At 42.1% G+C, this 25,186-nt stretch carries 23 protein-coding genes; 15 read left to right on the forward strand and 8 right to left on the reverse strand.

From position 1 onward, the window contains the following. Positions 1-274: 274 nt before the first annotated feature. From tig to V7L31_RS31135, 4 genes are all read left to right on the forward strand, one after another. Entirely contained in the window at positions 275-1,726 is a 1,452-nt protein-coding gene (gene tig / locus V7L31_RS31120) for a trigger factor (protein ID WP_334699804.1), read from the forward strand. A 341-nt stretch (positions 1,727-2,067) separates the two neighbouring features. Further along, positions 2,068-2,766: an ATP-dependent Clp endopeptidase proteolytic subunit ClpP gene (gene clpP / locus V7L31_RS31125; RefSeq protein WP_334699805.1), complete on the forward strand. Its 699-nt coding sequence runs from the start codon at positions 2,068-2,070 to the stop codon at positions 2,764-2,766. Between the two features lie 9 nt (positions 2,767-2,775). Then, on the forward strand, positions 2,776-4,116 hold the full coding sequence (gene clpX / locus V7L31_RS31130; RefSeq protein WP_292849512.1) for an ATP-dependent protease ATP-binding subunit ClpX: 1,341 nt from the start codon (positions 2,776-2,778) through the stop codon (positions 4,114-4,116). 97 nt (positions 4,117-4,213) lie between these two features. Further along, positions 4,214-5,134, forward strand: a complete 921-nt coding sequence (locus V7L31_RS31135) for an alpha/beta fold hydrolase (protein WP_334699806.1) — start codon at positions 4,214-4,216, stop codon at positions 5,132-5,134. A gap of 13 nt (positions 5,135-5,147) precedes the next feature. On the opposite strand, the gene V7L31_RS31140 is transcribed toward V7L31_RS31135, so the two are convergent. Next, on the reverse strand, positions 5,148-6,347 hold the full coding sequence (locus V7L31_RS31140; RefSeq protein WP_334699896.1) for an FAD-dependent monooxygenase: 1,200 nt from the start codon (positions 6,345-6,347) through the stop codon (positions 5,148-5,150). A gap of 54 nt (positions 6,348-6,401) precedes the next feature. After that, a complete protein-coding gene (locus V7L31_RS31145) occupies positions 6,402-7,385 on the reverse strand; it encodes a GntR family transcriptional regulator (protein WP_292849518.1) in 984 nt (327 codons plus the stop codon). A 296-nt stretch (positions 7,386-7,681) separates the two neighbouring features. On the opposite strand from V7L31_RS31145, the gene V7L31_RS31150 reads away from it, so the two are divergent. Together V7L31_RS31150 and V7L31_RS31155 are read left to right on the forward strand one after the other, a co-directional pair. Next, the gene (locus tag V7L31_RS31150) at positions 7,682-8,422 is read left to right on the forward strand and encodes a dienelactone hydrolase family protein (protein WP_334699807.1); all 741 of its coding nucleotides are present in this window, start codon (positions 7,682-7,684) and stop codon (positions 8,420-8,422) included. A 135-nt stretch (positions 8,423-8,557) separates the two neighbouring features. After that, entirely contained in the window at positions 8,558-9,460 is a 903-nt protein-coding gene (locus V7L31_RS31155) for a S1 RNA-binding domain-containing protein (protein WP_334699808.1), read from the forward strand. Positions 9,461-9,896: 436 nt separating this feature from the next. Here V7L31_RS31155 and V7L31_RS31160 read toward each other — a convergent pair whose 3' ends face one another. Continuing rightward, positions 9,897-10,085: a hypothetical protein gene (locus V7L31_RS31160; protein WP_334699809.1), complete on the reverse strand. Its 189-nt coding sequence runs from the start codon at positions 10,083-10,085 to the stop codon at positions 9,897-9,899. Between the two features lie 128 nt (positions 10,086-10,213). Here V7L31_RS31160 and V7L31_RS31165 point away from each other — a divergent pair, with 128 nt between their 5' ends. The 3 genes from V7L31_RS31165 to V7L31_RS31175 all read left to right on the forward strand — a co-directional run bounded on the left by V7L31_RS31165 (position 10,214) and on the right by V7L31_RS31175 (position 13,443). Continuing rightward, a complete protein-coding gene (locus V7L31_RS31165) occupies positions 10,214-10,591 on the forward strand; it encodes a hypothetical protein (protein ID WP_334699810.1) in 378 nt (125 codons plus the stop codon). Between the two features lie 229 nt (positions 10,592-10,820). After that, positions 10,821-11,696 carry an SDR family oxidoreductase gene (locus V7L31_RS31170; protein WP_334699811.1) on the forward strand — a complete coding sequence of 292 codons (876 nt, stop codon included), beginning with the start codon at positions 10,821-10,823 and terminating at the stop codon, positions 11,694-11,696. A gap of 265 nt (positions 11,697-11,961) precedes the next feature. Beyond that, on the forward strand, positions 11,962-13,443 hold the full coding sequence (locus tag V7L31_RS31175) for an HlyD family efflux transporter periplasmic adaptor subunit (protein ID WP_334699812.1): 1,482 nt from the start codon (positions 11,962-11,964) through the stop codon (positions 13,441-13,443). Between the two features lie 89 nt (positions 13,444-13,532). Here the strand turns inward: V7L31_RS31175 and V7L31_RS31180 are convergent, their stop codons facing one another. The 3 genes from V7L31_RS31180 to V7L31_RS31190 form a co-directional block, all read right to left on the reverse strand. After that, positions 13,533-13,844: a hypothetical protein gene (locus V7L31_RS31180; protein WP_334699813.1), complete on the reverse strand. Its 312-nt coding sequence runs from the start codon at positions 13,842-13,844 to the stop codon at positions 13,533-13,535. A 69-nt stretch (positions 13,845-13,913) separates the two neighbouring features. After that, on the reverse strand, positions 13,914-15,701 hold the full coding sequence (locus V7L31_RS31185) for a S8 family peptidase (RefSeq protein ID WP_334699814.1): 1,788 nt from the start codon (positions 15,699-15,701) through the stop codon (positions 13,914-13,916). A gap of 657 nt (positions 15,702-16,358) precedes the next feature. Then, positions 16,359-17,318, reverse strand: coding sequence for an alpha/beta hydrolase (locus tag V7L31_RS31190; protein ID WP_334699815.1), 960 nt, complete (start codon positions 17,316-17,318; stop codon positions 16,359-16,361). Positions 17,319-17,474: 156 nt separating this feature from the next. Between V7L31_RS31190 and V7L31_RS31195 the strand changes: the two genes are divergently transcribed. The 6 genes from V7L31_RS31195 (at position 17,475) to V7L31_RS31220 (ending at position 22,645) form a co-directional block, all read left to right on the forward strand. After that, the gene (locus V7L31_RS31195) at positions 17,475-18,428 is read left to right on the forward strand and encodes a lysylphosphatidylglycerol synthase domain-containing protein (protein WP_334699816.1); all 954 of its coding nucleotides are present in this window, start codon (positions 17,475-17,477) and stop codon (positions 18,426-18,428) included. 298 nt (positions 18,429-18,726) lie between these two features. Continuing rightward, a complete protein-coding gene (locus tag V7L31_RS31200; protein WP_334699817.1) occupies positions 18,727-19,122 on the forward strand; it encodes an agenet domain-containing protein in 396 nt (131 codons plus the stop codon). Between the two features lie 1,142 nt (positions 19,123-20,264). Continuing rightward, positions 20,265-20,486, forward strand: coding sequence for an NAD(P)H-quinone oxidoreductase subunit L (gene ndhL / locus V7L31_RS31205; protein ID WP_442944521.1), 222 nt, complete (start codon positions 20,265-20,267; stop codon positions 20,484-20,486). 24 nt (positions 20,487-20,510) lie between these two features. Next, on the forward strand, positions 20,511-20,822 hold the full coding sequence (locus V7L31_RS31210) for a DUF3007 family protein (RefSeq protein WP_334699818.1): 312 nt from the start codon (positions 20,511-20,513) through the stop codon (positions 20,820-20,822). A gap of 92 nt (positions 20,823-20,914) precedes the next feature. Beyond that, positions 20,915-21,742, forward strand: a complete 828-nt coding sequence (gene trpA / locus V7L31_RS31215) for a tryptophan synthase subunit alpha (protein ID WP_334699819.1) — start codon at positions 20,915-20,917, stop codon at positions 21,740-21,742. 237 nt (positions 21,743-21,979) lie between these two features. Continuing rightward, positions 21,980-22,645, forward strand: coding sequence for a heterocyst differentiation related protein (locus tag V7L31_RS31220; protein ID WP_334699820.1), 666 nt, complete (start codon positions 21,980-21,982; stop codon positions 22,643-22,645). Positions 22,646-22,824: 179 nt separating this feature from the next. Here the strand turns inward: V7L31_RS31220 and V7L31_RS31225 are convergent, their stop codons facing one another. Both V7L31_RS31225 and V7L31_RS31230 read right to left on the reverse strand, forming a co-directional pair. After that, positions 22,825-23,709: an ATP-grasp domain-containing protein gene (locus tag V7L31_RS31225; RefSeq protein WP_334699821.1), complete on the reverse strand. Its 885-nt coding sequence runs from the start codon at positions 23,707-23,709 to the stop codon at positions 22,825-22,827. Positions 23,710-23,796: 87 nt separating this feature from the next. Beyond that, positions 23,797-24,978 carry an RtcB family protein gene (locus V7L31_RS31230; protein WP_334699822.1) on the reverse strand — a complete coding sequence of 394 codons (1,182 nt, stop codon included), beginning with the start codon at positions 24,976-24,978 and terminating at the stop codon, positions 23,797-23,799. Between the last annotated feature and the right edge of the window lie 208 nt (positions 24,979-25,186).

Here is a 25,186-nt window from a genome sequence, read left to right on the forward strand (position 1 = left end):
AGAGGAAGATGGAGAATAACCAATGCCCAATGCCAATACCCAATGCCCAATGCCCCATTAACCAAATTGTTATGAAAGTAAAATGTCAAGTCCTTGATAATTGGCAGTAAACTGGATCTTTGCCCCAAGACAAACATCCATCCTTGGATGTCACAAGACCTTTTGGCAAACTCCCATTACCCCTAAGAGACATCAAGCCATAAACGCAAACAATTATTTTATTGCGTTTTGTGTGTACTCGGAGTATAAAATACCAGAAAACTAGAGACAAAGCATGAAAGTCACCCAGGAAAAACTTCCCGCCAGCCAAATTGGCCTGGAAATAGAGATTACGCCGGAAATTACCAAGCAAACTTACGAACAGGTCATTAAAAACTTAGCCAGTACTGCCAATATTCCTGGGTTTCGTAAAGGCAAGGTGCCTCGGCCGATATTACTACAACGGCTGGGTACGACTCGAATCAAGGCAGCGGCGCTGGAAGAACTAATTCAAGATGGCATTGAGCAAGCAGTCAAACAAGAAGCCATCCCAGCAATCGGTCAGCCGCAATTGCGCTCCTCTTTTGAGGATCTGATTAAGAATTATGAACCGGGAAAACCCCTGACGATTTCGGCTGCTGTCGATGTAGAACCAGAAGTGAATCTAGTGCAGTACACTGATTTGCAAGCCAAAGCTGAAGAAGTCAAGTTCGATCCAGAGCGAGTAGAAAACACTCTGGATAAAGAACGTCAAGAATTGGCGACATTGATTCCTGTGGAAGGACGTGCAGCCCAAATTGGCGATATTGCCGTAGTTGATTTTAAAGGTTCATTCGCCAGAGTTGAGGGCGAAGATGAGGCAGCGGAACTAGAACCGATTCCTGGAGCCGAAGCAACTGATTTTCAAGTTGAGTTGCAGGAAGATAAATTTATTCCCGGCTTTATTTCGGGAATCGTGGGGATGAATCCTGAAGAAACCAAAGAAATTGCGGCACAGTTCCCAGATCCTTATGCTAATGAAGATTTAGCGGGAAAAGCGGCAACTTTCACCGTGACGCTGAAAGAAATCAAAGAAAAGGAACTACCAGAAATAAATGACGATTTCGCCCAGGAAATCAGCGATTTTGAAACCTTAGAGGAGTTACGCGCTTCTTTGGTAGAGCGATATCAAAAAGAGGCGGACGACAAAACAAAAACCAATAAGCAGGAAGCCTTGTTAACGGAACTGCTCAAGCACGTAGAAGTTGACTTACCAGCAACCTTGATTGAGCAAGAAGTAGATGCGATGCTAACGCAAACAGCAATGCGGCTGTCTCAGCAGGGATTGGATGTGAGAAAGCTGTTTACTCAAGATATTATTCCGCAATTGCGGGAGCGATCGCGTACTGAAGCAATTGAACGCATCAAACGTTCCTTGTCCTTGCGGGAAATCGGCAAACGCGAATCTATCGAGGTAATACCAGAAGAAATCGCAGCCAGAGTCAAAGAGCTTTTGGAGCAATACCCAGAAGAACAAGACGTTGATGAAGATAAACTGCGGTCAATCGTGGAAAACGAACTGTTAACCGAAAAAATCATCGATTGGCTTTTAGAACACTCCTCAGTTGAACTTGTACCCGAAGGTTCCTTGACTCTCGCAGAGGAAACAGAAGACGCAGAATCAGATGGTGATGCTGATGCACCTCAGACTGAGGAAGAAAACAGCGAAACTTCCACAGAAGTCATAAAAGAAGTCACAGAAGGATAATCAAAAATCCCACAGCCATGAATTCACCAGTTCTGAGTTAAAGTACTGGTGAAATGGGTAAGGTAAGAGAGATGAGGAAGAAATCAATTCAAAATTCAACAACTTCTGCCTCCTCTTTCCCAATGCCCCATAACTCAAGGATTAAGTCAGATAATTAAAGGATTAATGAATTTTCGGCAAATAGTGACATCGGTTATCGCCTGAGCTTGATACTGTGTTACACGAGAGGAAATTATATGAGGCATAATGGTTAACACGTAGCTTATACAAATTCCATTCGTTGAAAAGGCAGCATCGGCTGCTGAAACATTTGTCCTAAATTATCGTCACAGAAAGCTTGTATGCTTGAATCGCAGTCGGGAAATTCCCCAATCAGCAACTTAAGTCGAATAAACATTAACTCCCAGTTGAGCAGCCCTAGCAACATCGTACCGATGGTTATAGAGCAATCTGGCATGGGAGAAAGAGCTTTCGACATCTACTCCCGCCTGCTGCGAGAGCGGATTATCTTTTTAGGAACGCCAATAGATGATGCCGTAGCTAACTCAATTGTGGCTCAGTTGTTATTCCTAGACGCCGAAGACTCAGAAAAAGACATCCAACTGTATGTTAATTCTCCTGGTGGCTCCGTCTACGCAGGGATGGCAATCTATGATACAATACAGCAAATTCGCCCTGATGTTGTTACCATCTGTTTTGGATTAGCCGCGAGCATGGGGGCATTTTTGTTGACAGCAGGAGCTGTCGGTAAGCGAATGTCTCTGCCCGACTCCCGGATTATGATTCACCAACCACTTGGTGGCGCTCAAGGTCAAGCCATTGACATTGAAATTCAAGCCAGAGAAATTCTTTATGTTAAGGCTAAGTTGAATCAGTTAATGGCTCACCATACTGGTCAACCCTTAGAAAGACTTGAAGCTGATACTGAGCGTGACTTTTTTATGTCGGCTGAAGAGGCAAAAAACTACGGTTTGATTGATCAGGTCATTTCCAGGCAAAATCTTCCCGTAGCAGGGGAAAACGTCACCATTCTGAAATAAGAGGCTGGTATGGTTAAGTACGACTCCCATTTAAAATGTTCATTTTGTGGCAAGTCTCAAGAGCAGGTGCGTAAATTAATCGCGGGGCCGGGAGTCTACATCTGCGATGAATGCGTTGACTTGTGTAATGAAATATTAGACGAGGAGTTACTCGATACCAGTGGTGCGGCAGCACAACCAGCGCCAAGAGCAGAACCACCTGAAAAACGGCGTACTCACTCTGCTAGTATTTCGTTCAATCAAATTCCCAAGCCAAGAGAGATTAAAAAATATCTAGACGAACACGTTATTGGTCAAGACGAAGCGAAGAAAGTGCTTTCAGTCGCCGTTTACAATCACTACAAGCGACTGGCGGTGATTCAGTCTAAAGCCAGTGGCAAACCTGGGGCGGATGATGCTATAGAACTGCAAAAGTCCAACATTTTATTAATTGGCCCGACTGGTTGCGGTAAAACTCTCTTAGCCCAAACCCTAGCGAAAATCTTGGATGTACCCTTTGCCGTTGCCGATGCGACGACGCTGACGGAAGCGGGGTATGTGGGAGAAGATGTGGAAAATATCTTGCTGCGACTGTTGCAGGTGGCAGACTTAGATATAGAGGAAGCGCAACGGGGAATTATTTATATTGACGAAATTGACAAAATTGCTCGTAAGAGTGAGAACACGTCAATTACCCGCGATGTTTCTGGCGAAGGCGTCCAGCAAGCCTTGCTGAAAATGTTAGAGGGAACGATCGCTAATGTACCACCCCAAGGAGGGCGCAAGCATCCTTATCAAGACTGCATCCAGATTGATACAAGTAATATTTTGTTCGTCTGTGGTGGTGCTTTCGTCGGCTTAGACAAGATTGTAGATCAGAGAGTTGGCAAAAAAGCAATCGGCTTTGTGCAACCGGGAGAAGGCCAATCGAAAGAGAAACGAGCAGCAGACACTCTTCGCCATCTAGAACCGGATGATTTAGTAAAATTTGGCCTAATTCCAGAATTCATTGGGCGGATGCCAATGGTAGCAGTAGTAGATCCGCTAGATGAAGAAGCCCTGATGGCGATTCTGACTCAACCACGTAGCGCCCTAGTGAAGCAGTACCAAAAGCTGCTGAAGATGGATAATGTCCAATTAGATTTTAAAGCAGATGCTTTACGAGCGATCGCTCAAGAAGCTTACCGCCGTAAAACTGGTGCGAGAGCATTACGTGGTATTGTCGAAGAATTGATGTTGGATGTAATGTATGAGTTACCATCCCGTAAGGATGTGACACGCTGTACAGTTACAAGGGAAATGGTCGAGAAGCGATCAACTGCTGAACTAATAATACATCCGTCTTCACTACCGAAGCCAGAATCTGCTTAATAGTCATTAGTCATTAGTCATTAGTCATTGGTCAAAAAATAAGGAATAATAACCATATACCAGGGACTAATGACAATTGACAAAGGACAAATGACTAATGCCTTATATTAATGTTCGTGGCGTTGAGCATTACTACGAATGGGTGAAAAAACCATCCGGTTCTTTGGTGAAACCAGTGATGGTTTTCATGCATGGTTGGGCTGGTTCAGCTAGATATTGGCAAAATACTGCTGATGCTTTATCAGAACAATTTGATTGTTTACTCTACGATTTGCGGGGATTTGGCCGCTCTGGTGGAAAGCCAACTATCGCCCAAGCAAGTGAAGCTGTTGCTGAATCTGATTCCCCACAGGAAGAATCGGAGGCAATTAGAGAGCTAACCTATGAATTAGAGGAATACGCTGATGATTTGGCAGCCTTGTTAGATGGATTGCATCTTCAGCGTGTTTATATCAATGCTCATTCAATGGGCGCTTCTGTTGCCACTTTATTTTTTAACCGCTATCCCCAACGAGTAGAACGAGGAATTTTAACTTGTAGCGGCATTTTCGAGTACGACGAAAAATCTTTTAGTGCCTTTCATAAATTCGGTGGCTATGTAGTTAAATTCCGTCCCAAATGGTTAAGCAAAATTCCATTTGTTGACCGGATGTTTATGGCTAGATTTTTATATAGTTCCATACCACATTCTGAGCGGCAGGCTTTTTTAGAAGATTTTCTCGAAGCAGATTACGATGCGGCTTTAGGGACAATTTTTACTTCAGTCAGTAAGGCTCAATCTGAAGTGATGCCGCAAGAGTTTGCGAAGCTGACAGTGCCAACTCTACTTGTGGCGGGGGAGTATGACAAAATTATTCCAGCCGAGATGGGTCGTCAAGCGGCTGCATTGAGTGACAAAGTGAAGTTTGTGATGATTCGTAACACAGCGCATTTCCCAATGTTGGAAGATGCCCCAACTTATCTGCAACGGGTACAAGAGTTTTTGCAAATTAACACCCCACAACCACAAGTAGGATAACTGCTGGTGATTTTTAAACAGTTAAGTGTACCTGTGTAATACCTTGACGCATTTTATATTGTCGCTTTAACCAAGACTTTTTAATTATTTTACGGAGCAAGGGAGCAAGTTGAATCAACAGCGATCGCAGCAGTGCATTTTTTCGCAGTAGTTCGCCTTGTTTAGCTTCCTCTAACTGGAGTCGCTGGGCGCGGATAATTTCTGGCTCACGTTCCGCTTGGATTTGCGATAGTGTCATGTCAATATTCTGGTGTCCAGCTTCTTTTTGCAACAACGGCACAAGATGATTAGCAGCGACAATCACATCACGGAATGCTAGATTAATTCCTTGGGCACGGACGGGAGACATTGGGTGTGCAGCGTCACCTAGAAGCAATACCCCTGGTGCGTGCCATTGCCGACAATAACCAACCACAACAGAAAGCCGAATGGGGGATTCGATGGTGTCTGCATGATTACGGAAATGCTCTGCTAGCCATGAAGGTGATAGTGAAGCAAAAATCTCTGCCCAGTTGGCTTGTTTCCAGTCAGTATTTTCGGTTGCTGACATCACCCAAGCCAGATGTAGTTTTCCTGATTCTGCTCCGTGAAAGATGGTAAATACGCGATCGCCATTTACAATAGTACGAAACACATTATCGGCTGCAAACTCAGGACTGGCGGCAAGTTTAAACCAGAGAATATCAATATTTTTGGGCTGACGTACCAATTCCAATCCTATACGTTGTCGCACAAGAGAATTTCGACCATCTGCCCCAATCACTAAGTCAGCAGTAATTTCTTTCCCATCGCTCAGTACTACACCTGCGACACGTTGGTTACTCCACAATAAATCTTTGACCGGAACACCCTGGATAAATTCAAACCCATCATTGGTTTGAGCTTCCGAAATCAGTGCTTTGAGCAGTGATGGTTGTGAAACTAGCGTACAGGGTCGGGTTGCTGCCATTGGTTCATCAACTCGAAATAACTGCTTGTCCCCGATGATGAATTCCCACGCGTCAAGTTGTCGATGGGGAATATGTTCCAACAAGGCTGATATACCCATTTCCTCTAAAGCTTCTAAGCCACTGGGCATTAATCCTTCACCGCGAAATACACGATGAAAGTCTTTTGCTGCTTCAATTAACGTTACAGCAATACCACGTTTTACAAGAAGCAGGGCAAGGGTTACACCTGTTGGGCCTGCGCCCACAATTACAATCTGCACTATCCCATCCCTCCTGTATTAGTTGCTCTCAAAGATGTTGGTAGAATTATCTTGAGATTAACTTAAACCCAGTTCTCGTTTTAGCAAGTTAATCGAGTTAGCGCCGATATAATTTTCAACCTTAATCAGCTTTGGTGGACGAATAATATCTTCATCAGATGCTTGCACGGCTGCTTGCACTGCCGCAAAACTGGCTTGGTCGCTGATGATTACCTCAGCCCGTTTAACCATTGCCTGAAGTTTATAGGCATCTTTTGGCTGCGAAGTCATCACCAGTAGTTCATCGCCCCGCAAACCGTGGAGAATGACTTCTGCGGCTCGTGCAATCCCAGAACTGAGGCTAACTATCCCAACACAGTTTTCTTTTGGTAGGGTTTTCAAGATGCTGAGTTCTTTGCTGTAGTCGTAGATATCGAGAGGAATTACTCGTGCAGCTTTTGGAGCTGCGATCGCTTCCACATTACTGATAAAATACCGACTGGTGACGACTGTGGCAGAAGTAGTTTTATCTAGCACAGCTGTTAATTCTTCCATTGCTACCAGCTGGACTGGAATTTTTAGCGATCGCTCTAATTCATACACCATCAATTCACCAGCACCCATATCATAAGATGGAACTGCAACCAGTACCCGCGCACTACAACGCAAACGCCAGTCAATTTCCGCTAAAAATAGCTCTCTAGCCTGATTTAGCGAACATCCTTGAGAGAGCAACTCATCAAGTGCTTGCTGGACAACTTGATATGCATTAGGATTTTGTTTGAGAATTGGTGATTGCAGCCTACTACCGCCCTCATGACCTTGGGCGCGAACATAAATACCCGAACCAGCCATACTTTCAACAAATCCGTCTTCCTCTAGTTGACGGTAAACCTTACTTATGGTATTGCGGTGTAACCCCGTTTGCATTGCCAATGCCCGTGTGCTTGGCAATTTGTAAGCAGGGGGATATTGTCGAGAAGCGATCGCAAATCGGATTTGATTAAACAGCTGGGTTGATGCGGGAATTTCGCTGTCTGGCTGAATACGGAATTGAATCATCACCAAACCTCCTAATACTAAGTGCTGTTAGCGGGAGCGGGGCTTTAGCCCGTGCTGAGGTTTGAGTATTAAGTGTTGCTTGCCTACTCAGCACTTTTAACTCAGCACTCCTTCAGTGTACAGATGTATTTGCTACGTCTCAAATATGTTTATTTACATATAAAGTTTTTCTGATACAAATTTTTAATGCGCTCACTATTGGTAATTGATCATTTAATTAGAAAAAAGCTAGGCATACTGGCATAGTTATATCAAATAATCACACGGCTAATCACACGGCACTGGTAAAAATTATTATGACAGAGCAAGCAACAATTACCACAACGGTTAATCTTTTGCAAGATAATATTCAAGTGTCTGCTTATCTTGCAGAACCAAAAGAATCTGGTTCTTACCCAGGAGTCGTGGTATTACAAGAGATTTTTGGTGTCAACGTTCACATTCGGGAAGTTACAGAACGGATTGCCCAACTTGGGTATGTAGCGATTGCGCCTGCTCTTTTTCAACGGATTGCTCCTGGGTTTGAAACCGGATACACACCCGAAGACATTGAAACGGGCAGAAACTACGCCATGCAAACTCAAGCCTCAGAGTTATTGAGCGATATTCAACTAGCAATTGACTACCTCAAAAATCTGCCCCAAGTGAAAAAAGATGGTTTTGGCTGTATTGGCTTCTGCTTTGGCGGTCATGTCGCATATCTTGCAGCCACCTTGCCAGATATTAAAGCTACAGCTTCCTTCTACGGTGCTGGAATTACCACCCGCACGCCGGGAGGTGTAGCTCCTACTCTCACCCGCACCAGAGAAATCACAGGTACTCTCTATGCCTTTTTTGGTACAGAAGATGCTAGCATCCCAAGCGAACAAGTAGATGAGATTGCAGCAGAGTTAGAAAAATATAAAATTCCTCATCGCGTGTTTCGCTACGATGGAGCTGATCACGGATTTTTCTGCGACCACCGTGCCAGTTATAATCCTAAAGCTGCGACCGATGCTTGGGAGCAAGTAAAACAACTCTTTGGTCAACTAAACTGAAGCATACGTAGCCAAATTTGTCATTAGTCATTAGTCATTGGTGAATCACAAAGGACAAAGGACAAATGACAAATGACAAATGACAATTTAAACTTCAGTTGCACCATATCAAATAAAAACTAATCTTCAAAAGTCATGAATTCCGAATCGAAACTTTCTCAAACAGCCAATTCGCCCTTTACAATGGACGATTTTGCCAAAGCACTAGAAAAACACGACTACCAATTTCAAAAGGGACAAGTTGTACATGGCAAAGTGTTCCAACTTGACCATGATGGCGCTTATGTTGATATTGGTGGCAAGTCGTCAGCTTTTCTGCCACGCGATGAGGCTTCTTTGAGAGCAGTTACCGATTTATCGGAGGTGTTGCCATTGCAAGAGGAAATGCAGTTTTTGATTATCCGAGATCAGGATGCAGAAGGTCAAGTGACTCTTTCTCGAAAGCAGTTGGAAATTCAGCACATCTGGGAACGACTGACCGAAATGCAGGAGAATGCTCAAACTGTACAAGTACGGGTTACGGGTGTGAATAAAGGTGGTGTAACCGTCGATATTCTTTCTTTGCGAGGATTTATCCCGCGATCGCACCTAGCAGAGCGTGATAATTTAGAAGCACTCAAAGGTCAAAATCTGACTGTGGGTTTTTTGGAAATTAATCGTAACACCAACAAACTCATCCTTTCTCAGCGTTTAGCAACTCGTTCTAGCAACTTCAGCTTATTAGAACTAGGTCAACTAGTGGAAGGTAAAGTTACTGGCATCAAACCTTTTGGTGTATTTGTCGATTTAAGTGGGATGAGCGCCTTACTTCATATCAAGCAGGTAAGTCAGAAATTCATTGATTCTTTAGAAAAAGTATTTCAAGTTGGGCAGCCAATTAAAGCTGTAATTATCGACTTGGATGAAGGTAAAGGGCGGGTTGCTATTTCTACCAGAGTTTTGGAAAACTTTCCTGGCGAAGTGCTAGAGAATTTCGATGAGGTGATGGCTTCAGCTGAGGCGCGTGCTAATAGAGCTAATAATAAAGCCTCTGAATAGTTTTGAGGATAGCAACAACAGTCAGATTTGATTTGTGAGAAATTGCAACCCGCATATCCCCGACTTCTTAAAGAAGTCGGGGATATTTTTTTTACGAATGATTCAGGATTGCTATATAGCGGTTCTCGAATGGATGCAATATACAATAGGGCACAGCATTACTCATAGGTGTCAATTTCAGATGGAAATAGCTTATCTGTTGGCTTCCATGCCCGCCCGGAAATAAATTTTCGGGCTAATATGCTTAAGTCTACTGAAGTAGACTGGAGATTTTTGGCGATATTTAGTCATCTTCAGATGACTTTAGCTATTAGACGGGAATTTTAATTCCCGGCGGACAAGCGGTTTCACGTTAAGTTGACACCAATGAGCATTGCTGTGCCCCTATAAATGGTCTGTATTCTATGCAATTAAGAACTGCCATAACCTATTGAGATTACTTCTCTTTGTCCTTATCTAATGCTTCCTGGATCGCACGACGGCAAAATTCTGGAGGATCATCCTTAGTGGATAATTCTTCTTTCATGGTTTTGGTAATGCGTAGATTAATCCTCTCTATTAATGATTCTTCTCTATTTGATTTAATTGGTTGTAAATTTTGTGGGTTCCCTTTAGGATTAGGCATTATTGAGAAACATAAACAAGGCTTGATTTACTCGGTGCCAAAACAATAGATTGTTTTTTGGTGGTTGCTACAACTTGCCGGAAGTACAACCACCAATATCCAATATCAAAAATGGACACTACTATTTTATGTTCACGCGTTCCGAACTTGAAATCAAGACTATTAAAGAATTACGCGATTTGTGTCGTAGATATGGCATCAAACCAACCGGGAATGCAGGATACAAAACCTCGTACATCGTAACTCTGATGGCATTTCCACTTTTAGCGCTGCAACAAATGAAGCAAGGTAAAGGGTTAAAATTCCCTAACTTTAACGCTATCCAGGTAATCAGTTCTGCTATAGATGAGATGAATTCACCCACAGATGAGCAAGCAGCACTAATTCGGATAACGCTGGAAGGCAGGAAAATGAGCTATCCTGACCGATACGACCAGGAGAACCTGCTCAATTTGCACAAGGCTAAGATGTCGCTTGAACAAGTTATCAACTTGTTCAGCCAGTAAAACTAATCTCATCAACCTATCCCCTGCATCTACATAAGATATGGGGGATAATTTTTAGAGTATTAAAATAAATAGGGTGTGACTTATTGGTGTGAAAATATCTTGAGCATAGTAACAAAGTATAAAAATATGCTCATATCTCTATTTAAGTATTGCTCAATGAATTTTGAGCATATATCGAGCATTTTGACAACTATAAACGCTGTAACTATTCAATTTAGGTATTTATATGTTTCTGGTAACTGGAGCAACCGGAGGAATTGGTCGCAGAGTTGTGCGACTCCTACGACAACGAGAACAGTCTGTACGGGCATTTGCCCGCCTTAACTCACGCTACAGCGAGTTAGAACACCGAGGTGCAGAAATTTTCATCGGTGACTTGCTAGAGGAAAAAGATATCCAGAAAGCTAGTCGCGGCATCCAGTATATTATCAGCGCCCACGGTTCTGATAGTGATGCCCTATCTTTAGATTACCGGGCCAATATTGAACTTATTGACCAAGCAAAAGCCAATGGTGTAGAGCATTTTGTCTTTATTTCCGTATTGGGAGCCGATCGCGGATATGAAGATGCTCCGGTTTTCAAAGCCAAACGAGCAGTAGAGCGATATTTGGTAGCTAGTGGCTTAAATTACACTATTTTACGCCCAGCTGGATTAGCATCTAACTTGCTGCCACTGGTAGAACGGTTTCGGGAAACGGGATTGTATTTATTGATTGGCGATCGCAAAAACCGTACCTCGATTGTCAGTACCGATGATTTGGCAAGGATAGTGGTAGATTCTGTGACAGTTGAAGGCGCTCGCAACCAGATTTTACCCGTCGGAGGGCCGGAGATTTTATTACGAGAAGATATTCCCCGGATTTTTGGTCGGATCTTCACCAAAGAACCAGTAATAATTAACTCACCACTATTTGTTGTTGATGGGTTACAGGGTGCATTGGGTTTATTTAATCCCCAAATCCAAAAAGCTTTGGGAACTTACCGCACATTGCTAGCAAATGAATTTTTCTGTACAAAAGATGAAATTGCCAATTTAGAGGCGATTTATAACTTCCAGTTGGAGACATTAGAAAATTTTTTGCGGCGCTATTTAGCAGTTTGAATTGAAGAAGAATTCAGGAGTCAGAATTCAGGAGTCAGAATAAATCATTAAAGACCACTAAATCTTTAATTTAGTGGGGGACTTCAACCGATTTATTCATCCGCCAGTCGTACAGAATTCATGCTGAATTCTGACTCCTGACTCCTGAATTCTGTTTGTTAAACACAAATCATTAGTCATTAGTCATTGGTCATTACTGATGAATAACCAAGGACAAATGACAAAGGACAAATGACTAATGACAAATAACAAAGGATAAAAATATATGGTAAATGCTGCTCAAGCACGTCAGACAAAAGAGCGATTCGCCCAACCAGAAGAACAACTCACTTATGAATTGGGTAAAGCAGTACAGGAATTGCCACCTCTGTACACTAGATTATTAGCGGGAACGATGAGCGTCGTAGTATTTGGAGCGATCGCTTGGGCGTACTTCTCGCAAATAGATGAAGTAGCAACAGCACCAGGGGAATTAATTGCTTCCACACAGGTAAGACCGGTGACATCTTTGGGTGGGGGCTCAATTGTCGCAGTGAAAGTGAAAGAAGGCGATCGCGTTACTAAAGGTCAAGTTCTGATTCAAAAAGATCCAGACTTGAAAATAACCGATGTTTCCCGCCTAGCAAAATCTACCAGATTAATTCAGGACGATTTGCAACGTTTGGATGCAGAACGCACCGGAGGTAAAACTGCTGGAACGAAACTGCAAGATGAACTTTTAAACTCTCGCCTGCAAGATTACCAAGCGCGTCAAGCAGCAGCAGAAGCAGAAGCAAATCGCCAAATGGCACTTGTCGATCAAGCCAAAGTTCGCTTGACTCGATTGCAAGACAACTTAGTTAACGCCAAAAGCAGCTTTATAAATGCTCAAACCAACCTTGCCAACGCAGATAGCATCCGAATTAAAATTGAAAGCAATTTGGCACTTGCACAAGAAAGAGAAAAAAGCCTACGCACTTTAATTACTCCTGGCGCTGTCCCTCGTGTCGATTACATAGATGCTCAAGAAAGATTAACTCGTGCAAAGACAGAAATCACCAGAGCGCAAGATGAAGTGACCAATGGTCAGAATAAAATAACAGAGGCTCAAGATAAAGTCACATCATTAGAAAAAGATATTGCTGCCCAAGTCCAAGAAATTCACCAAGCAGAACAAGCTTATAAAGCTGCACAAAATCAGGTTCAGCGTGTAGTATCAGAACGCCAAAGTGAAATTTTGACGCAGTTTAACAAGCGTAAAGAAGAACTCACAACTGTTCAAGGTCAATTAGAACAGGCTAGAAAGCAGCAAGCTTTAGAAACGATTGAAGCTCCCGTTGCTGGTACTATTTACAGAGTCAAAGCTACCAAGGGGCCAGTACAATCTGGTGAAGAATTGGTGTCAATTTTACCGGAAGGAGAAGAAATGCTCCTAGAGGTGAAAGTTCTCAACCGCGATATTGGGTTTATTCGTCAAGGAATGAAAGCAAAAGTTAAAATGGCGACTTTCCCTTTTCAAGAATTTGGCATTGTGGAGGGCGAAGTCGTGCAAGTCAGTCCAAATGCAATTATTGATAAAGAATTAGGCTTAGTTTTTCCGACGAGAATCAAGCTAAGTAAACACTCAGTAAACGTCCGGGGTCAAGAAGTAGAATTTACACCAGGGATGGCTGCTACAGGTGAAATTGTCACTCGCAAGAAGTCAATTTTGACGTTTATTACCGAGCCAGTGACACGACGATTCAACGAAGCATTTTCAGTTAGGTAGGTTTGTAGAATCTGCTGTTTTTATCGCACAGCTATTTTCAGGTAAGTAGACCACTCGGTAGGGGCACAGCAATGCTTATTGGTGTCAACTTAAGCTGAAACTCTTTTTACAGCCTCCGGCTGGAAATGCTGCTCCTGGCGGCTCTGCCGCCAGCCAGCAAGGGAGGCGGAGCCTTTAGGATGGCATTCCCAGTCTGAGACTGGGAACGAGATAAACCGTAACCCAACAAAGCTCTGGAAATATTGAGTTACCCTGCGAGAAGCCTCTTTGAGTCTACGTTTCTCAACCCAATCCAACACTGTTCGCTTAAGGCAAGAGACGCGATGAATCAGCGCCAAGACAAAAGACTGATGATTGTAGAGACGCCAATTTATCGCATCTTTGAGATTTATAATTTTCATCAAAAAACCTTAACCGACCAGTATTGCTATTGGTTGTGTATTGCAGTCAGCTGGAAATTGCTATAAGTTTCAAGCAAGACCAAAGAATTTTCTATATTGTTCTATTTGTTTTTGCATTCCCTCTAGTAGTTTGCCATAATCAACATTATTCTCATCTTCACTGCTATCCACATTGATGTTCCCCAGAATTTCCTCATAGTTTTGGACTTGCGACCATAAGTCTGGATTGGCTAATCCGTTATTACCTTCGGCTGATATCAGATATTTTGCAGTTTCCGTTATTGCCTGACCAATCACAGGATTAAAATCAGAATTATTGAAACTAGCGATAGTTTCTGGTGTTACATATTTTGCTGTTCCGATAATTGCCTGACCTATTAGAGAACTAACATCGGAATTATTGAAACTAGCGATAGTTTCTGGTGTTACATATTTTGCTGTTCCGATAATTGCCTGACCCATTAGAGAACCAAAATAGGAACTATTAAAGCTAGAACTTGTTTGTGATGTCAGATAATTTGCAGTTTGTCCATAGACCCCTAGCAAGTTATTGTCAGACATTACCTGCCTTGCCAGAGAACTAACATTAGAAAAATTAAAACTAGAGCTTGTAGTTTGTGTACTATTTCCTGTGGTTTCTGCAATTACCTGACTCGCTAGAGAACTGACATTAGAAATATTTAAACTAGAGTTTGTAGTTTGTGTACTATTTCCTGCGGTTTCTGTGACAATTTGACGTACTTGGGCATCAGTCAGGTTAGGATTAGCACTAAGCATCAGGGCAACTATACCAGCAACGTGGGGAGTCGCCATAGAAGTGCCGCTATAAGTGGCATATTGATTATTTGGAACTGATGAATAGACTTTAACTCCTGGGGCTGTGACATAAGAGATTTCATTGGTTCCAGAGCGGTTAGAAAAGTCAGGCATGTTATTATTTCTATCTACTGCCCCAACGGCAATTCCCGACTTGGAGGCATAGCGCGCGGGATAACCTGGTGATGAGTCACCATCATTACCTGCTGCCATGACGACAATCACTCCTTTGCTACTGGCATAGTTAATGGCTGACTCTAGAGTGCGATTAGAAGATCCGCCTCCTAGACTGAGGTTAATTACATTGGCTCCATTATCCACAGCGTAGTGAATGCCTTTCGCTATGGAACTATAGGAACCAGAGCCAGAGTCATTTAAAACTTTGACAGGCATAATTTTGGCATCGTAGGCAATACCAGTGACACCGTAGTTATTATTTTCTCCTGCGATCGTGCCAGAAACATGAGTCCCATGACCATTTTGATCTAGGGTGTTGTTGTTATTTTCAGAGAAATTCCAGCCGGAACTATCATCAACATAGCCATTGCCATCATCATCTATACCGTTACCTGGAATTTCTTTGCTATTTGTCCAGATATTATTACTTAAATCCTCGTGGTTATAGTCAACTCCAGTATCTAAAACAGCGACAACAACACCTTTACCCGTGTATCCGTGTGCCCAAACTTCTGGTGCTTTTACAAGGTCTGCTCCCCAATTATTGCCACCAAGATCGGGAACATCAGCAAAGGTATTTTGACCAATAGCTTTAGCCACTGCTGCTGCTCCATTAATTAAGCCATAGCCATTAGTGGAGTTATAATTCTCTGCACTAAAATCATTAGTAGCAGCGTTACTGGTATTTTCGGAGTCACCATTATTTAGCAACTGCACATCAGCATCAGTTGATTTATAGCTACTACGGCCGCTAAGTTTGAGGTTGTAGTAATCTTGTGTATGAAAGCTATCTAAAGAGGAAATTGAAGTGGCATTTAGCTGTTTATTTGAGAATGCATTGTTATTAGCATCATCAATAGGCATAAGTTTTGGTTCTCAAAGATAGTAATCATTTGTTGACAGATTGAAGCGTTAAAATCTTTACAAGAAAAAGATTTTCAGGTGTGAATAAGCTTCATTGTCAATAATTACTATGTAATCTCAGAACAAAATGCTAATTCTACTACTAAAAAGCATAATCAATAGTGGAATGTTTGTTAATGTCTTAAAGTTGTAGGAGTTTAAGTATAAATTGGTGGGATAAAAAAGTAATTGTATTATGCTTCTAAGTAGGTCGGCGTAAATAATTATCGTTGGGATAACGCAGGGAGCAGGGGGAAAAAGAGTTTGAGCCTTGTTTACTGTGCTTTATACAGTTTGGTTTTATCGTGCTGACTTACTTGTAGCATTTCCCGACAAGCGTAAGTACAGCCGTAATAGGAGTACCCATTGGTGTCAACTTAAGCTGAAACTCCTTTAAACCCTCGTTTCCAGCCTCCGGCTGGAAATGCTGCTCTTGGTGGCTCTGCCGCTAGCAAGGGAAGCGGAGCCTCAATAACGGCATTCCTAGTCGGAGACTGGGAACGAGATAACGAGATAATTTAAATTGCATAAGCTGGGTGGGCAAGATGCCCACCCCACAAGAGTTATGTTTAATTTGATTATGCAAATTAGATGTTTTTTAGCTTACTTTAAAGATGGCTAATTATTTTGAGTATGTTTCTGAGCATTAAGATTTGAATTACCAGTTCCATGTGCTATTTCAGAAGAGCGAAATTGCTCGCCAACAAATGTCAATGAATCGGCTAAATGTTCCCGCCAGTATTGCCAAGTATGACTGCCAGGAAACTGACGAAATAAGTTTTGAATTTTGAGTTTATTTAGCACTTTATTAAATTGTTCGGCTTCGTCAATTTCTTCACTGTCTGATGTGCCAGAATCTAGGTAGATTTTCAATCTTTTTTGAGCTTTTAGAGGAATGTTTTTAATATAAGATATTGGGCTATTTGCTGGGCCACTTTTATCATGAAAATAACCACTATGACTAAATAAAATTGAGAAATGATCTACGTTGTGTAATCCGACATTGATTGCACCCCAACCACCAGAAGATAAACCACCTATTGCCCAAAAATCTGGGTTAGTTAGTGTACGATAACGGCTTTGCACAACTTTTACTAACTCATTCCCCACGGCTGTGGAGACTTTACCGTTAGGGCCATCGATATATTGGGAGTCCCAGTAGGGGCTGGAGCCGCGTTTGTCGTTTCCATCTGGTGTAATGATGATGCTGGGTGGCAACTTACCTGTAGTATAAAGTTGTTCCACAGTTTTGAGAGCTTGTCCCTTATTTTGATTAAACCAATCATTGGGGCTTCCATGTCCACCGTGGAGAAGAAAGATTACAGGATAGCTTTTTTTTGGGTTTTTTTCATAGCCAGGAGGTAAAGAAACGCCATAAGTGCGACTTCCACCCATTGCTTTACTATTGTAGGTTTCAATTTTGTAGGTTAGGAGAGTAGTTTGGGTTGGAATAATGGGAGGCGCTGTTTGTAAATTTTGCGGTTGCAGTGGTTTTGCGACTACACTTTGGGAGAAATTACAGCCAACTAGGGTTAATACTGAAAATAGCAAGAGAATTTTAGATTGTTTGTAGTTCATCTTTGAAAGGTGTTGGCCAAACAAGGCATTATTGGATAGTCGGTGCTTGCCTTCAAAAGCTTATGCAAGTGATATGTCAATACTGTGTCAACAGGATGGAAACTTTACGACTGGTTGTAAATTATAAAGTCAAGAGTTAGGATAAGTTTCTTCACGATGCTTAAAAAATTGCGACTCAATTTCAGTTCTCTGTTTGGCTTGTTGTTGCTGGTACTTTCTTTGTGGGCGATCGCTAGCGAATTACGTCAGTATAATTATCGTGATATCCTCAACTCTCTAGCTGCTATTCCCAAAAGTCGCTTAAGTTGGGCAATTTGGCTGACTGCTTTGGGCTATGTAGTGATGATTGGGTACGATATCTTAGGTTTTAACTATATTAATCGTTCTTTAAGTTGGAATAAGATAGCTTTCACTAGCTTTATTAGCTCTGCATTTAGTAATACCATCGGTTTTGCTTTGCTGACTGGCAGTGCTATCCGTTATCGATTTTACTCAAGTTGGGGTGTGTCAGCAGTTGCGATCGCTCAAGTAATTGCTTTCGCTAATTTTACCTTTTGGTTGGGGATGTTTGCCCTGGCTGGGTTAATATTTGTGATCAACCCTTTGACAATTCCCACACAACTGCATTTGCCTTTTGCAACAGTACGTCCCATCGGTGTAATTTTTTTGCTGTTGATTGCTATTTACTTGTTGGGAAGTATTTTAATTAAACAAACATTAACCATTCGTCAGCAAGATTTTCGCTTTCCTTCTTTACCAATATCCCTAGCTCAAATTGCAATTTCTAGCTTTGATTGGATTCTGGCTGCGTTGGTTCTTTACGCCATACTTCCTAGCAATACACCTTTGTCTTATCTAGAATTTTTAGGAATTTATTTGCTAGGAATGTTTGCAGGTGTTGTTAGTAATATTCCTGGTGGTTTGGGTGTATTTGAAACTGTGATTTTGCTGTTTATCTCTGATAAAATTTCGGCGGCGGCAGTTTTGGGTTCATTATTAGCTTATCGGGGAGTATACTACTTTTTACCTTTGCTGCTGGCAGCGGGTTTGCTGGGAATATATGAAATTAGATTTAGAGCCAATAGTTTAAAAAATATCAATAAATTGTAAAGTTGAGTTTCAGTATGACTACGAAGAGCAAGATGCCCGACTTCTTCAATAAGTCGGGCATCTGAGCCTTTCTATTTTAATTTAGAGCAACTAAGTAAAATCTGTAACTACTATTTATTTTCAATGCGGAATCCTGCGGCACTAACTTCATATATGGCAGCATAAATTCCTAATTTTTGCTGAGGCGATCGCTAATTTAACTCCATAAAAATAGTAACAGCTTAATTGCAAATTTTGAAGTAGATTTCCATAAATCACTATCAAAATTTGGTTTTACTGTTTGAGGAGATAAATAATCATGAAAAACAAAGTATTGTTTGGCGCTATCTTTATGGCAACTTGGGTAGGGACATTAATTCCTAGCGCTTTTGCTGCCTCACCCTGTTCTGTAGGACAAAAGGCTGAGGTTCTTTGGAAGCAAGCATGGTATCCGGCAACGGTACTTAAGGTTAATAATGATAATGAAAAGTGCTATATTACCTATGATGGTTACAGCAGTTCTTGGAATGAATGGGTTGATGCTGAACGCTTTCGGACATCATTTAAAGCTGGAGATGCAGTGAGAATTTTGTGGAAGGGTAAATGGTATCCAGGACAGGTTTTAGAAGTTAGTAACGATCATTATAAAATTACTTATGATGGCTACGATAGCTCTTGGGATGAGTGGGTTGAACCTTCTAGAGTAAGCAGATAGAGAATATTTCACTTTTATAAGTTTAAAGGGACGATTTCACCTGTTGGAGTCGTCCCTTTAAATTTAAAAGAGTGGTTAGAAACCGCAGCTACTCACCTCTAAAAGATTGGTTTGGCGTTGCTTTCCCGCCCTGAAATAAATTTCGGGCTAATAGTTCAAGTCCGTTTCAACGGACTGAAATCAGAGGAATGATGGGTTAGACTCCCTATTAATTCGTTAACAGTCTCATTCCATTCGCCCTAGCTCTGTTAAACTGAGAATCATAAGTGAAATCTCGTATACTTTGGCAAACTTATGGAGCCAGTATCATTTGAAGCTTTTCAGTATTTTAGGTTTTTAGTGGGGGTGGAGGGACTTGAACCCACACGACCTTTTACGGTCAACGGATTTTCATTCTCCCGCAGTTTTCACTGCTACCTGATGACAATAGCTTGCTCAGATTTTGAGAATTGGACTCTCCCTTTACCCTCGACTTAACGTTAGGGTAGCTCCCGTCGGGTCTCTGCACCTTCCGAATAGTTAGGAGTTAGGAGTTAGGAGTTTTAGACTTACTCAACACTCATGACTCAGGACTTTTTTCGGCTTGGCTCAGGATTGCCATGTCTGTCACCAGATTTAGGTTTCCCTGAGTTTGAGAGCTTCCACTTGAGGGATTTCTCCTTCAAGGCTCAATTTATTTAAGTCCGTAGCGTCTACCATTCCGCCACACCCCCGCAGGTGTTTGGCAACTAGTGTAACTAGTTATTTTGTAGAGGTAGCAAATACCCCCTCATCTATTCCACCATCAATTGTGTCTTTTGTCCAACTAGATTGAAAATATTTTTTCTAGATTGTGCGATCGCTTCCCAAATTTGGAAGTTTTGTTTTTTCGTAATCAATCTGGATTAGTTTTCGATCTTGTGTAACCAAAGCACTTGTTTGCTAGTGTGTTTTCGATAATAGCACGATATTAGCTTTTGTGATGATATCTGTTAAATTCCCTACTGTAAAAGTACTCTAGCCCGCCAAAGCATTTTTAAGTCCCCAATCCCCAGAGGGGGCCCCACCTTCCCCAATTCCAGCGCGACTTGTTAAAAGCATTATGACTATACTTCTCTCTTGTCTGTCTCTTCAGCCTATGATGGAAAACAGATGCTAAAGACTTGAAAGTTATGATTGTCGCCCTACTGTATCTAATTTTGGCTGGAGCTTACCTTCTGGTAATCCCGATTGCTGTTTTGCTGTACCTGAAGCAGCGTTGGTATGTCGCTAGCTCCATAGAGCGTGTCTTAATGTACTTTTTGGTGTTTTTCTTCTTTCCGGGTTTGTTGGTTCTATCGCCGTTTGTAAATTTCCGACCCCAACGGCGACAAGTTCAAGTTTAACGAGATTGGTAGGTCATAACTCTCATGCGACGGATTGACGCTATTGGAATTGGCTTGGGTGTTTTTATTGTCGGCGGCTTGGCTTATGTAGGATTACAGCTAGTCGGTTTGGATAATCAGAAAGCTGGTATATGGAGCCAAGTCTTACTAGTCAGTGGGTTAGTTGGCTGGTTAGCCACCTATTTTTTCCGTGCGGTGGGACAAAAAATGACCTACCATCAACAGCGGGAACAGTATGAGCAAGACTTCCTGCAAAAGCGCCTAGACGAGCTTACTCCCGAAGAACTAGCACGAATTCAAGCTGAAATAGAACAAGAAGAGCAATCTCAGGTGTAAAGTTATCATTAGTCAGTTGTCGTTTGTCCTTTGTTAGTTACGAATTACCAACGACCAATGACTAATGACCAATGACTAATGACTCTTGACTAATGACTGCGATTTCTGATTGCTTTGAAACCCTTGGGCACAATGGTGAGTGCGCTCTGATTCCGTTTATTACTGCTGGCGACCCAGATTTAGAAACAACGGCAAAAGCGTTGCAGGTTCTAGATCAAAATGGAGCCGACATTATTGAACTGGGTATACCCTATTCCGATCCTCTGGCAGATGGGCCAGTAATTCAAGCTTCTTCTACCCGCGCCTTGCAAAGGGGTACGAAATTGGAGCAAGTGCTGGAAATGTTGCAAGAGGTTACTCCCAAACTGCGATCGCCTATTGTATTATTTACCTACTACAATCCAATTTTACACCGGGGAATTGACAAATTTCTTCAGCAAATTGCTGCGGCTGGGGTTGCAGGATTGGTAGTACCGGATTTGCCCTTGGAAGAAGCAGCAGGCTTGCTCCAACCAGCAAGTAAGATGGGAATTGATGTAGTTTTGTTGGTAGCTCCCACCAGTTCTCCTGAACGAATACAAGCGATCGCTCATTCGTCCCTTGGATTTATTTATTTAGTCAGCGTCACCGGGGTTACAGGGGTGCGATCGCAACTTGAAAACCGCGTGTCCGATTTACTCAAGCAAATTCGTAGTGTTACTGATAAACCCATCGGTGTCGGCTTTGGGATTTCCGAAACTGCACAAGCCCTTCAGGTAAAGGAATGGGGCGCAGATGCAGTCATTGTAGGTAGCGCTTTTGTAAAACGGCTAGCCGAAGGTACACCAGAACAGGGATTAAATGCGATCGCCCAATTTTCCCAAAGTCTCAAGGCAGCCATCAAAACAACCAACACCAGCACAAATACTCCTCTTGATTAGACGGGGAAAGTAGATTAAAAAAGTATAATAGTATAGTTTTTCAATCCTTGTTTAGTAGACAATTTGACCATTATGGTCTTGAATATTAACATCAGATATCATGGTGTAAAAAAAACTAGCTGATACAGTAGCTTATAGTTTGAGTATTATGTGAAATCAAGTAGGCATAATTTATGAGTGTGAGAGTGAGTCAGTCAGAAATGAATATAGTTACGTCGCAATCGAGGAGCAAAGGCGATGAGTGAGAGTATGGCGTTTATCGGCGGGGTCGCCGTAGCTGGGCTGGCGGCTCTCGTATTGCTCAAAGGAACAAATACCCCCCTACAACCTAACTTCGCTGTTGCTTCGCAAATGCCAGGTGTAGTAGCGCCCCAAGGAATGCAGCCACAAATGTATCCTTACGCGCCTTATGGGCAACCAATGTATCCTAATCAGGTTCAGCCACCAACTGCTACCAGCACTGACCAGCGCCTAGAGATGGAGAAGCTGAACACGCAGATGCAGCTGGAGCGTTTTAAAAACGACAATGAAAAGAAGGACTTGCAAATTCAACAGTTACAGGCTCAAGTCCAAAATTTTAATACTCAGCAGCAGTGGCAATTAGCCCAACAGAATAATCAACCAAAAACAACAGCACTCCAGCCGCAAACTACTTGGTGGTCTTCACCTATGCTTTGGGCTGTGGGAGGCGCAGCTCTCACTATTGGTGGTGGTGTTGTAGTCGCTGGCGTATTGGCTTTATTCTCACCACGGCAGCGTTCAGCCCGTACTGTCCAAGTGATTCACCCTTACCAAGGAGCTACACCGCCCTTAGTTCCAGTCCGTCGCGCTGAGTTTCTGCCTGCTTCTCGGATGGAAGCAAGACGAGTTGAAGCCCACGAATACGACGAAATGCACGGATAGGGAAAATAAAACCACAGATAAACATCGATTTCTAATCTCGTTTCCAGGTTCCCCCTGGAAACTTTGTTTATTGGGCTGCTACCGCAAATTCAAGAGGCAGCAGCCTTCCTTTTAGGGATTCCCTTACATCTAAGTAAGTCGGTGAGAAAAATTCATAGGTCGGGAAACGCTATAAACCGTCAATAGTGTATATCTTTTAACTTATTCCATAGCTCAAGTGCAGGAATGTGACTCAGGCTAGCAAATTGTGCATCGGCTGTTTCTATCACTATCCATTCTCCACTTTCTACTTGCCCGATATCAATTGCTATATAAGGAACACCAAGGCGTTCAGAGGCTAGGATTGCCAATTTTAATACTTGCGTTTCTTCTGGTTTTGATAACTTACTCAAGTCATCTTGCCCATCCCAATAATATCCATATTTTAGAATCTGCTGATTATAAATAAAGCATCTAAATTCTCTCCCCATTGGAAAGCCGTTTGGCGCTAGGCGTTTATGCCACAACTTTACTAATTTCCTAACAATAACTCTACCTCGTGAAGCGTATTTAAGTTTTAATAACCATTCTGTCAGTTTGACTAATTCCTCGTGATTATTCGCTACACAAGACTCCCATCCCTGCATTTTTCTAGATTGAACTACGCCTTTGACAAACAGAGGAAATCCCAATAATTCACCAGCCTCAATACATTCGGTTGTTGAAGTAATTACCAGGCTATCGGGTGTCAATCCTTTTAAGTGAGGGTAAAACAAGTCAAATTCTAGTGCTGTCTGGTGTTCTAAAGGAGTATTGAGTAATTTTATCCCTTTATCTAAAGCTGCATGATATATGGTTTTGTAACGTTCAAACTCAGGAATATATCCTATCCAGATACCAGCAGTTGCTTTAGGATAATTAGGAATGTGCCATAGAGCATTTTCTGCTGTACCACATCGTTCAAAATCTCGTGGAATATGGTAGACTTTACACCCTAATAGTTGGGCAGCTTCAGTCATTAATTTATTTTCACTAGCGCTGGCAGATGGCTCTATTTGTTCAGTCGATTCACTTAAAACAATCATTTATTCTTCAGCGTACCTCTGCGCTTACTTCTGCGTCCCTTTGCGTTTAAAAAAATAAAAAAGGTGGGCATTGCCCACCCAAGAAGCTTATCCCTTCACACAAAGAACTTGCTTGAGAGTCGCTACAATCTCGACCAAATCCGCTTGATTTTCCATAACCTGTTCTATAGGCTTATAAGCACCAGGAATTTCATCTAAGACACCCTCATCTTTGCGGCATTCTACGCCATTTGTTTGCTCGATCAAATCATCAAGTGTGTAGACATTTTTTGCCTTATTTCTAGACATCAAACGCCCTGCACCATGAGAACAAGAACAAAAGCTGTGGGCATTACCTTTACCTTTGACGATGAAAGACTTTGCCCCCATCGAACCAGGAATAATCCCATAATCTTCAGTTTGGGCACGGACTGCACCTTTACGAGTAACATATACATCCTCGTCAAAATGCACTTCTTTTTCGGCGTAATTGTGATGACAATTAACCTGCAATAAAGGTTTAGTTGCCTTTCCACCTGCGAGATGTTTCTCAACTATGTGCTTAAAACGCGCCATCATCACATCGCGGTTGACACGCGCATAGTTTTGTGACCATTGCAAATCGTGCCAATATGCTTGAAATTCTGGTGTACCAGCGACAAAGTGAGCCAAATCTGGGTCAGGCAATTTATTACCTGCCATTTTTGCTAATTCCCTGGCTGTGTGAATATGACACTGAGCGAGTTTATTGCCAATGTTACGCGAACCAGAATGCAGCATCAGCCAAACTTGATTCTCTGTATCGAGGCACACTTCAATGAAGTGATTTCCTCCACCTAGAGAACCCATCTGTTTCATTGCTTTACTTTGTAGGTCTTGTACACCGCGATGCAAGTCTTTAAAATCATCCCAATGTTGCCAATTGGTGACAGATTTTTCAACATCTTTATTTTCGTTGAATCCAGTCGGAATTGCTGCTTCAATATCCAAGCGGATTTTCTTTAGTTTACCTTCTAGTTGTTCGGCGGTAAATGCTGTTTTGATCGCGCTCATACCACAACCAATATCCACACCGACAGCAGCCGGTATAATTGCTTCTTTGGTTGCAATTACAGAACCCACTAAAGCACCTTTTCCTAAGTGAACATCTGGCATTAATGCTACGTGCTTAAATACAAATGGTAATGATGCTACATTCTTGGCCATCTTGGTTTCTTCTGGCCCTAAAGAGTGATTTGCCCAAGATAAGACTGGTGCTGGTGTGGTAATTTCTAATTTTTCGTAGGGCATAATTGTTTCTATTTTGAATTTTATATTTTAGGTTTGGGATTGGCTATATGACACTGATAATTATCGGTATGACTTATAACCCATTAGTTAGTTGTAGCAATTTAAATGTTGTATTGTCTTTGATTTAGCTGTCTCAATTTTCGCGCAGATGAAGAACTATTCTGACAAAGTAGTATAATTGTAACACAAATGTAGCGATATGGGTTGC

The sequence above is a fragment of the Nostoc sp. genome (genome assembly GCF_036916655.1).
Lineage (GTDB): Bacteria > Cyanobacteriota > Cyanobacteriia > Cyanobacteriales > Nostocaceae > Nostoc.

What these genes read in the sequence shown, in the direction of transcription:
- clpP (WP_334699805.1), top strand. Translation starts at nt 2,068, where the DNA reads ATGCTTGAATCGCAGTCGGGAAATTCCCCAATCAGCAACTTAAGTCGA.
- V7L31_RS31220 (WP_334699820.1), top strand. Translation starts at nt 21,980, where the DNA reads ATGAGTGAGAGTATGGCGTTTATCGGCGGGGTCGCCGTAGCTGGGCTG.
- V7L31_RS31225 (WP_334699821.1), bottom strand. Translation starts at nt 23,709, where the DNA reads ATGATTGTTTTAAGTGAATCGACTGAACAAATAGAGCCATCTGCCAGC.
- V7L31_RS31135 (WP_334699806.1), top strand. Translation starts at nt 4,214, where the DNA reads ATGCCTTATATTAATGTTCGTGGCGTTGAGCATTACTACGAATGGGTG.
- V7L31_RS31210 (WP_334699818.1), top strand. Translation starts at nt 20,511, where the DNA reads ATGCGACGGATTGACGCTATTGGAATTGGCTTGGGTGTTTTTATTGTC.
- V7L31_RS31170 (WP_334699811.1), top strand. Translation starts at nt 10,821, where the DNA reads ATGTTTCTGGTAACTGGAGCAACCGGAGGAATTGGTCGCAGAGTTGTG.
- tig (WP_334699804.1), top strand. Translation starts at nt 275, where the DNA reads ATGAAAGTCACCCAGGAAAAACTTCCCGCCAGCCAAATTGGCCTGGAA.
- clpX (WP_292849512.1), top strand. Translation starts at nt 2,776, where the DNA reads ATGGTTAAGTACGACTCCCATTTAAAATGTTCATTTTGTGGCAAGTCT.
- V7L31_RS31145 (WP_292849518.1), bottom strand. Translation starts at nt 7,385, where the DNA reads ATGATTCAATTCCGTATTCAGCCAGACAGCGAAATTCCCGCATCAACC.
- V7L31_RS31195 (WP_334699816.1), top strand. Translation starts at nt 17,475, where the DNA reads ATGCTTAAAAAATTGCGACTCAATTTCAGTTCTCTGTTTGGCTTGTTG.
- V7L31_RS31160 (WP_334699809.1), bottom strand. Translation starts at nt 10,085, where the DNA reads ATGCCTAATCCTAAAGGGAACCCACAAAATTTACAACCAATTAAATCA.
- V7L31_RS31155 (WP_334699808.1), top strand. Translation starts at nt 8,558, where the DNA reads ATGAATTCCGAATCGAAACTTTCTCAAACAGCCAATTCGCCCTTTACA.
- V7L31_RS31180 (WP_334699813.1), bottom strand. Translation starts at nt 13,844, where the DNA reads ATGAAAATTATAAATCTCAAAGATGCGATAAATTGGCGTCTCTACAAT.
- V7L31_RS31230 (WP_334699822.1), bottom strand. Translation starts at nt 24,978, where the DNA reads ATGCCCTACGAAAAATTAGAAATTACCACACCAGCACCAGTCTTATCT.
- V7L31_RS31165 (WP_334699810.1), top strand. Translation starts at nt 10,214, where the DNA reads ATGTTCACGCGTTCCGAACTTGAAATCAAGACTATTAAAGAATTACGC.
- trpA (WP_334699819.1), top strand. Translation starts at nt 20,915, where the DNA reads ATGACTGCGATTTCTGATTGCTTTGAAACCCTTGGGCACAATGGTGAG.
- V7L31_RS31190 (WP_334699815.1), bottom strand. Translation starts at nt 17,318, where the DNA reads ATGAACTACAAACAATCTAAAATTCTCTTGCTATTTTCAGTATTAACC.
- V7L31_RS31175 (WP_334699812.1), top strand. Translation starts at nt 11,962, where the DNA reads ATGGTAAATGCTGCTCAAGCACGTCAGACAAAAGAGCGATTCGCCCAA.
- V7L31_RS31200 (WP_334699817.1), top strand. Translation starts at nt 18,727, where the DNA reads ATGAAAAACAAAGTATTGTTTGGCGCTATCTTTATGGCAACTTGGGTA.
- V7L31_RS31185 (WP_334699814.1), bottom strand. Translation starts at nt 15,701, where the DNA reads ATGCCTATTGATGATGCTAATAACAATGCATTCTCAAATAAACAGCTA.
- V7L31_RS31150 (WP_334699807.1), top strand. Translation starts at nt 7,682, where the DNA reads ATGACAGAGCAAGCAACAATTACCACAACGGTTAATCTTTTGCAAGAT.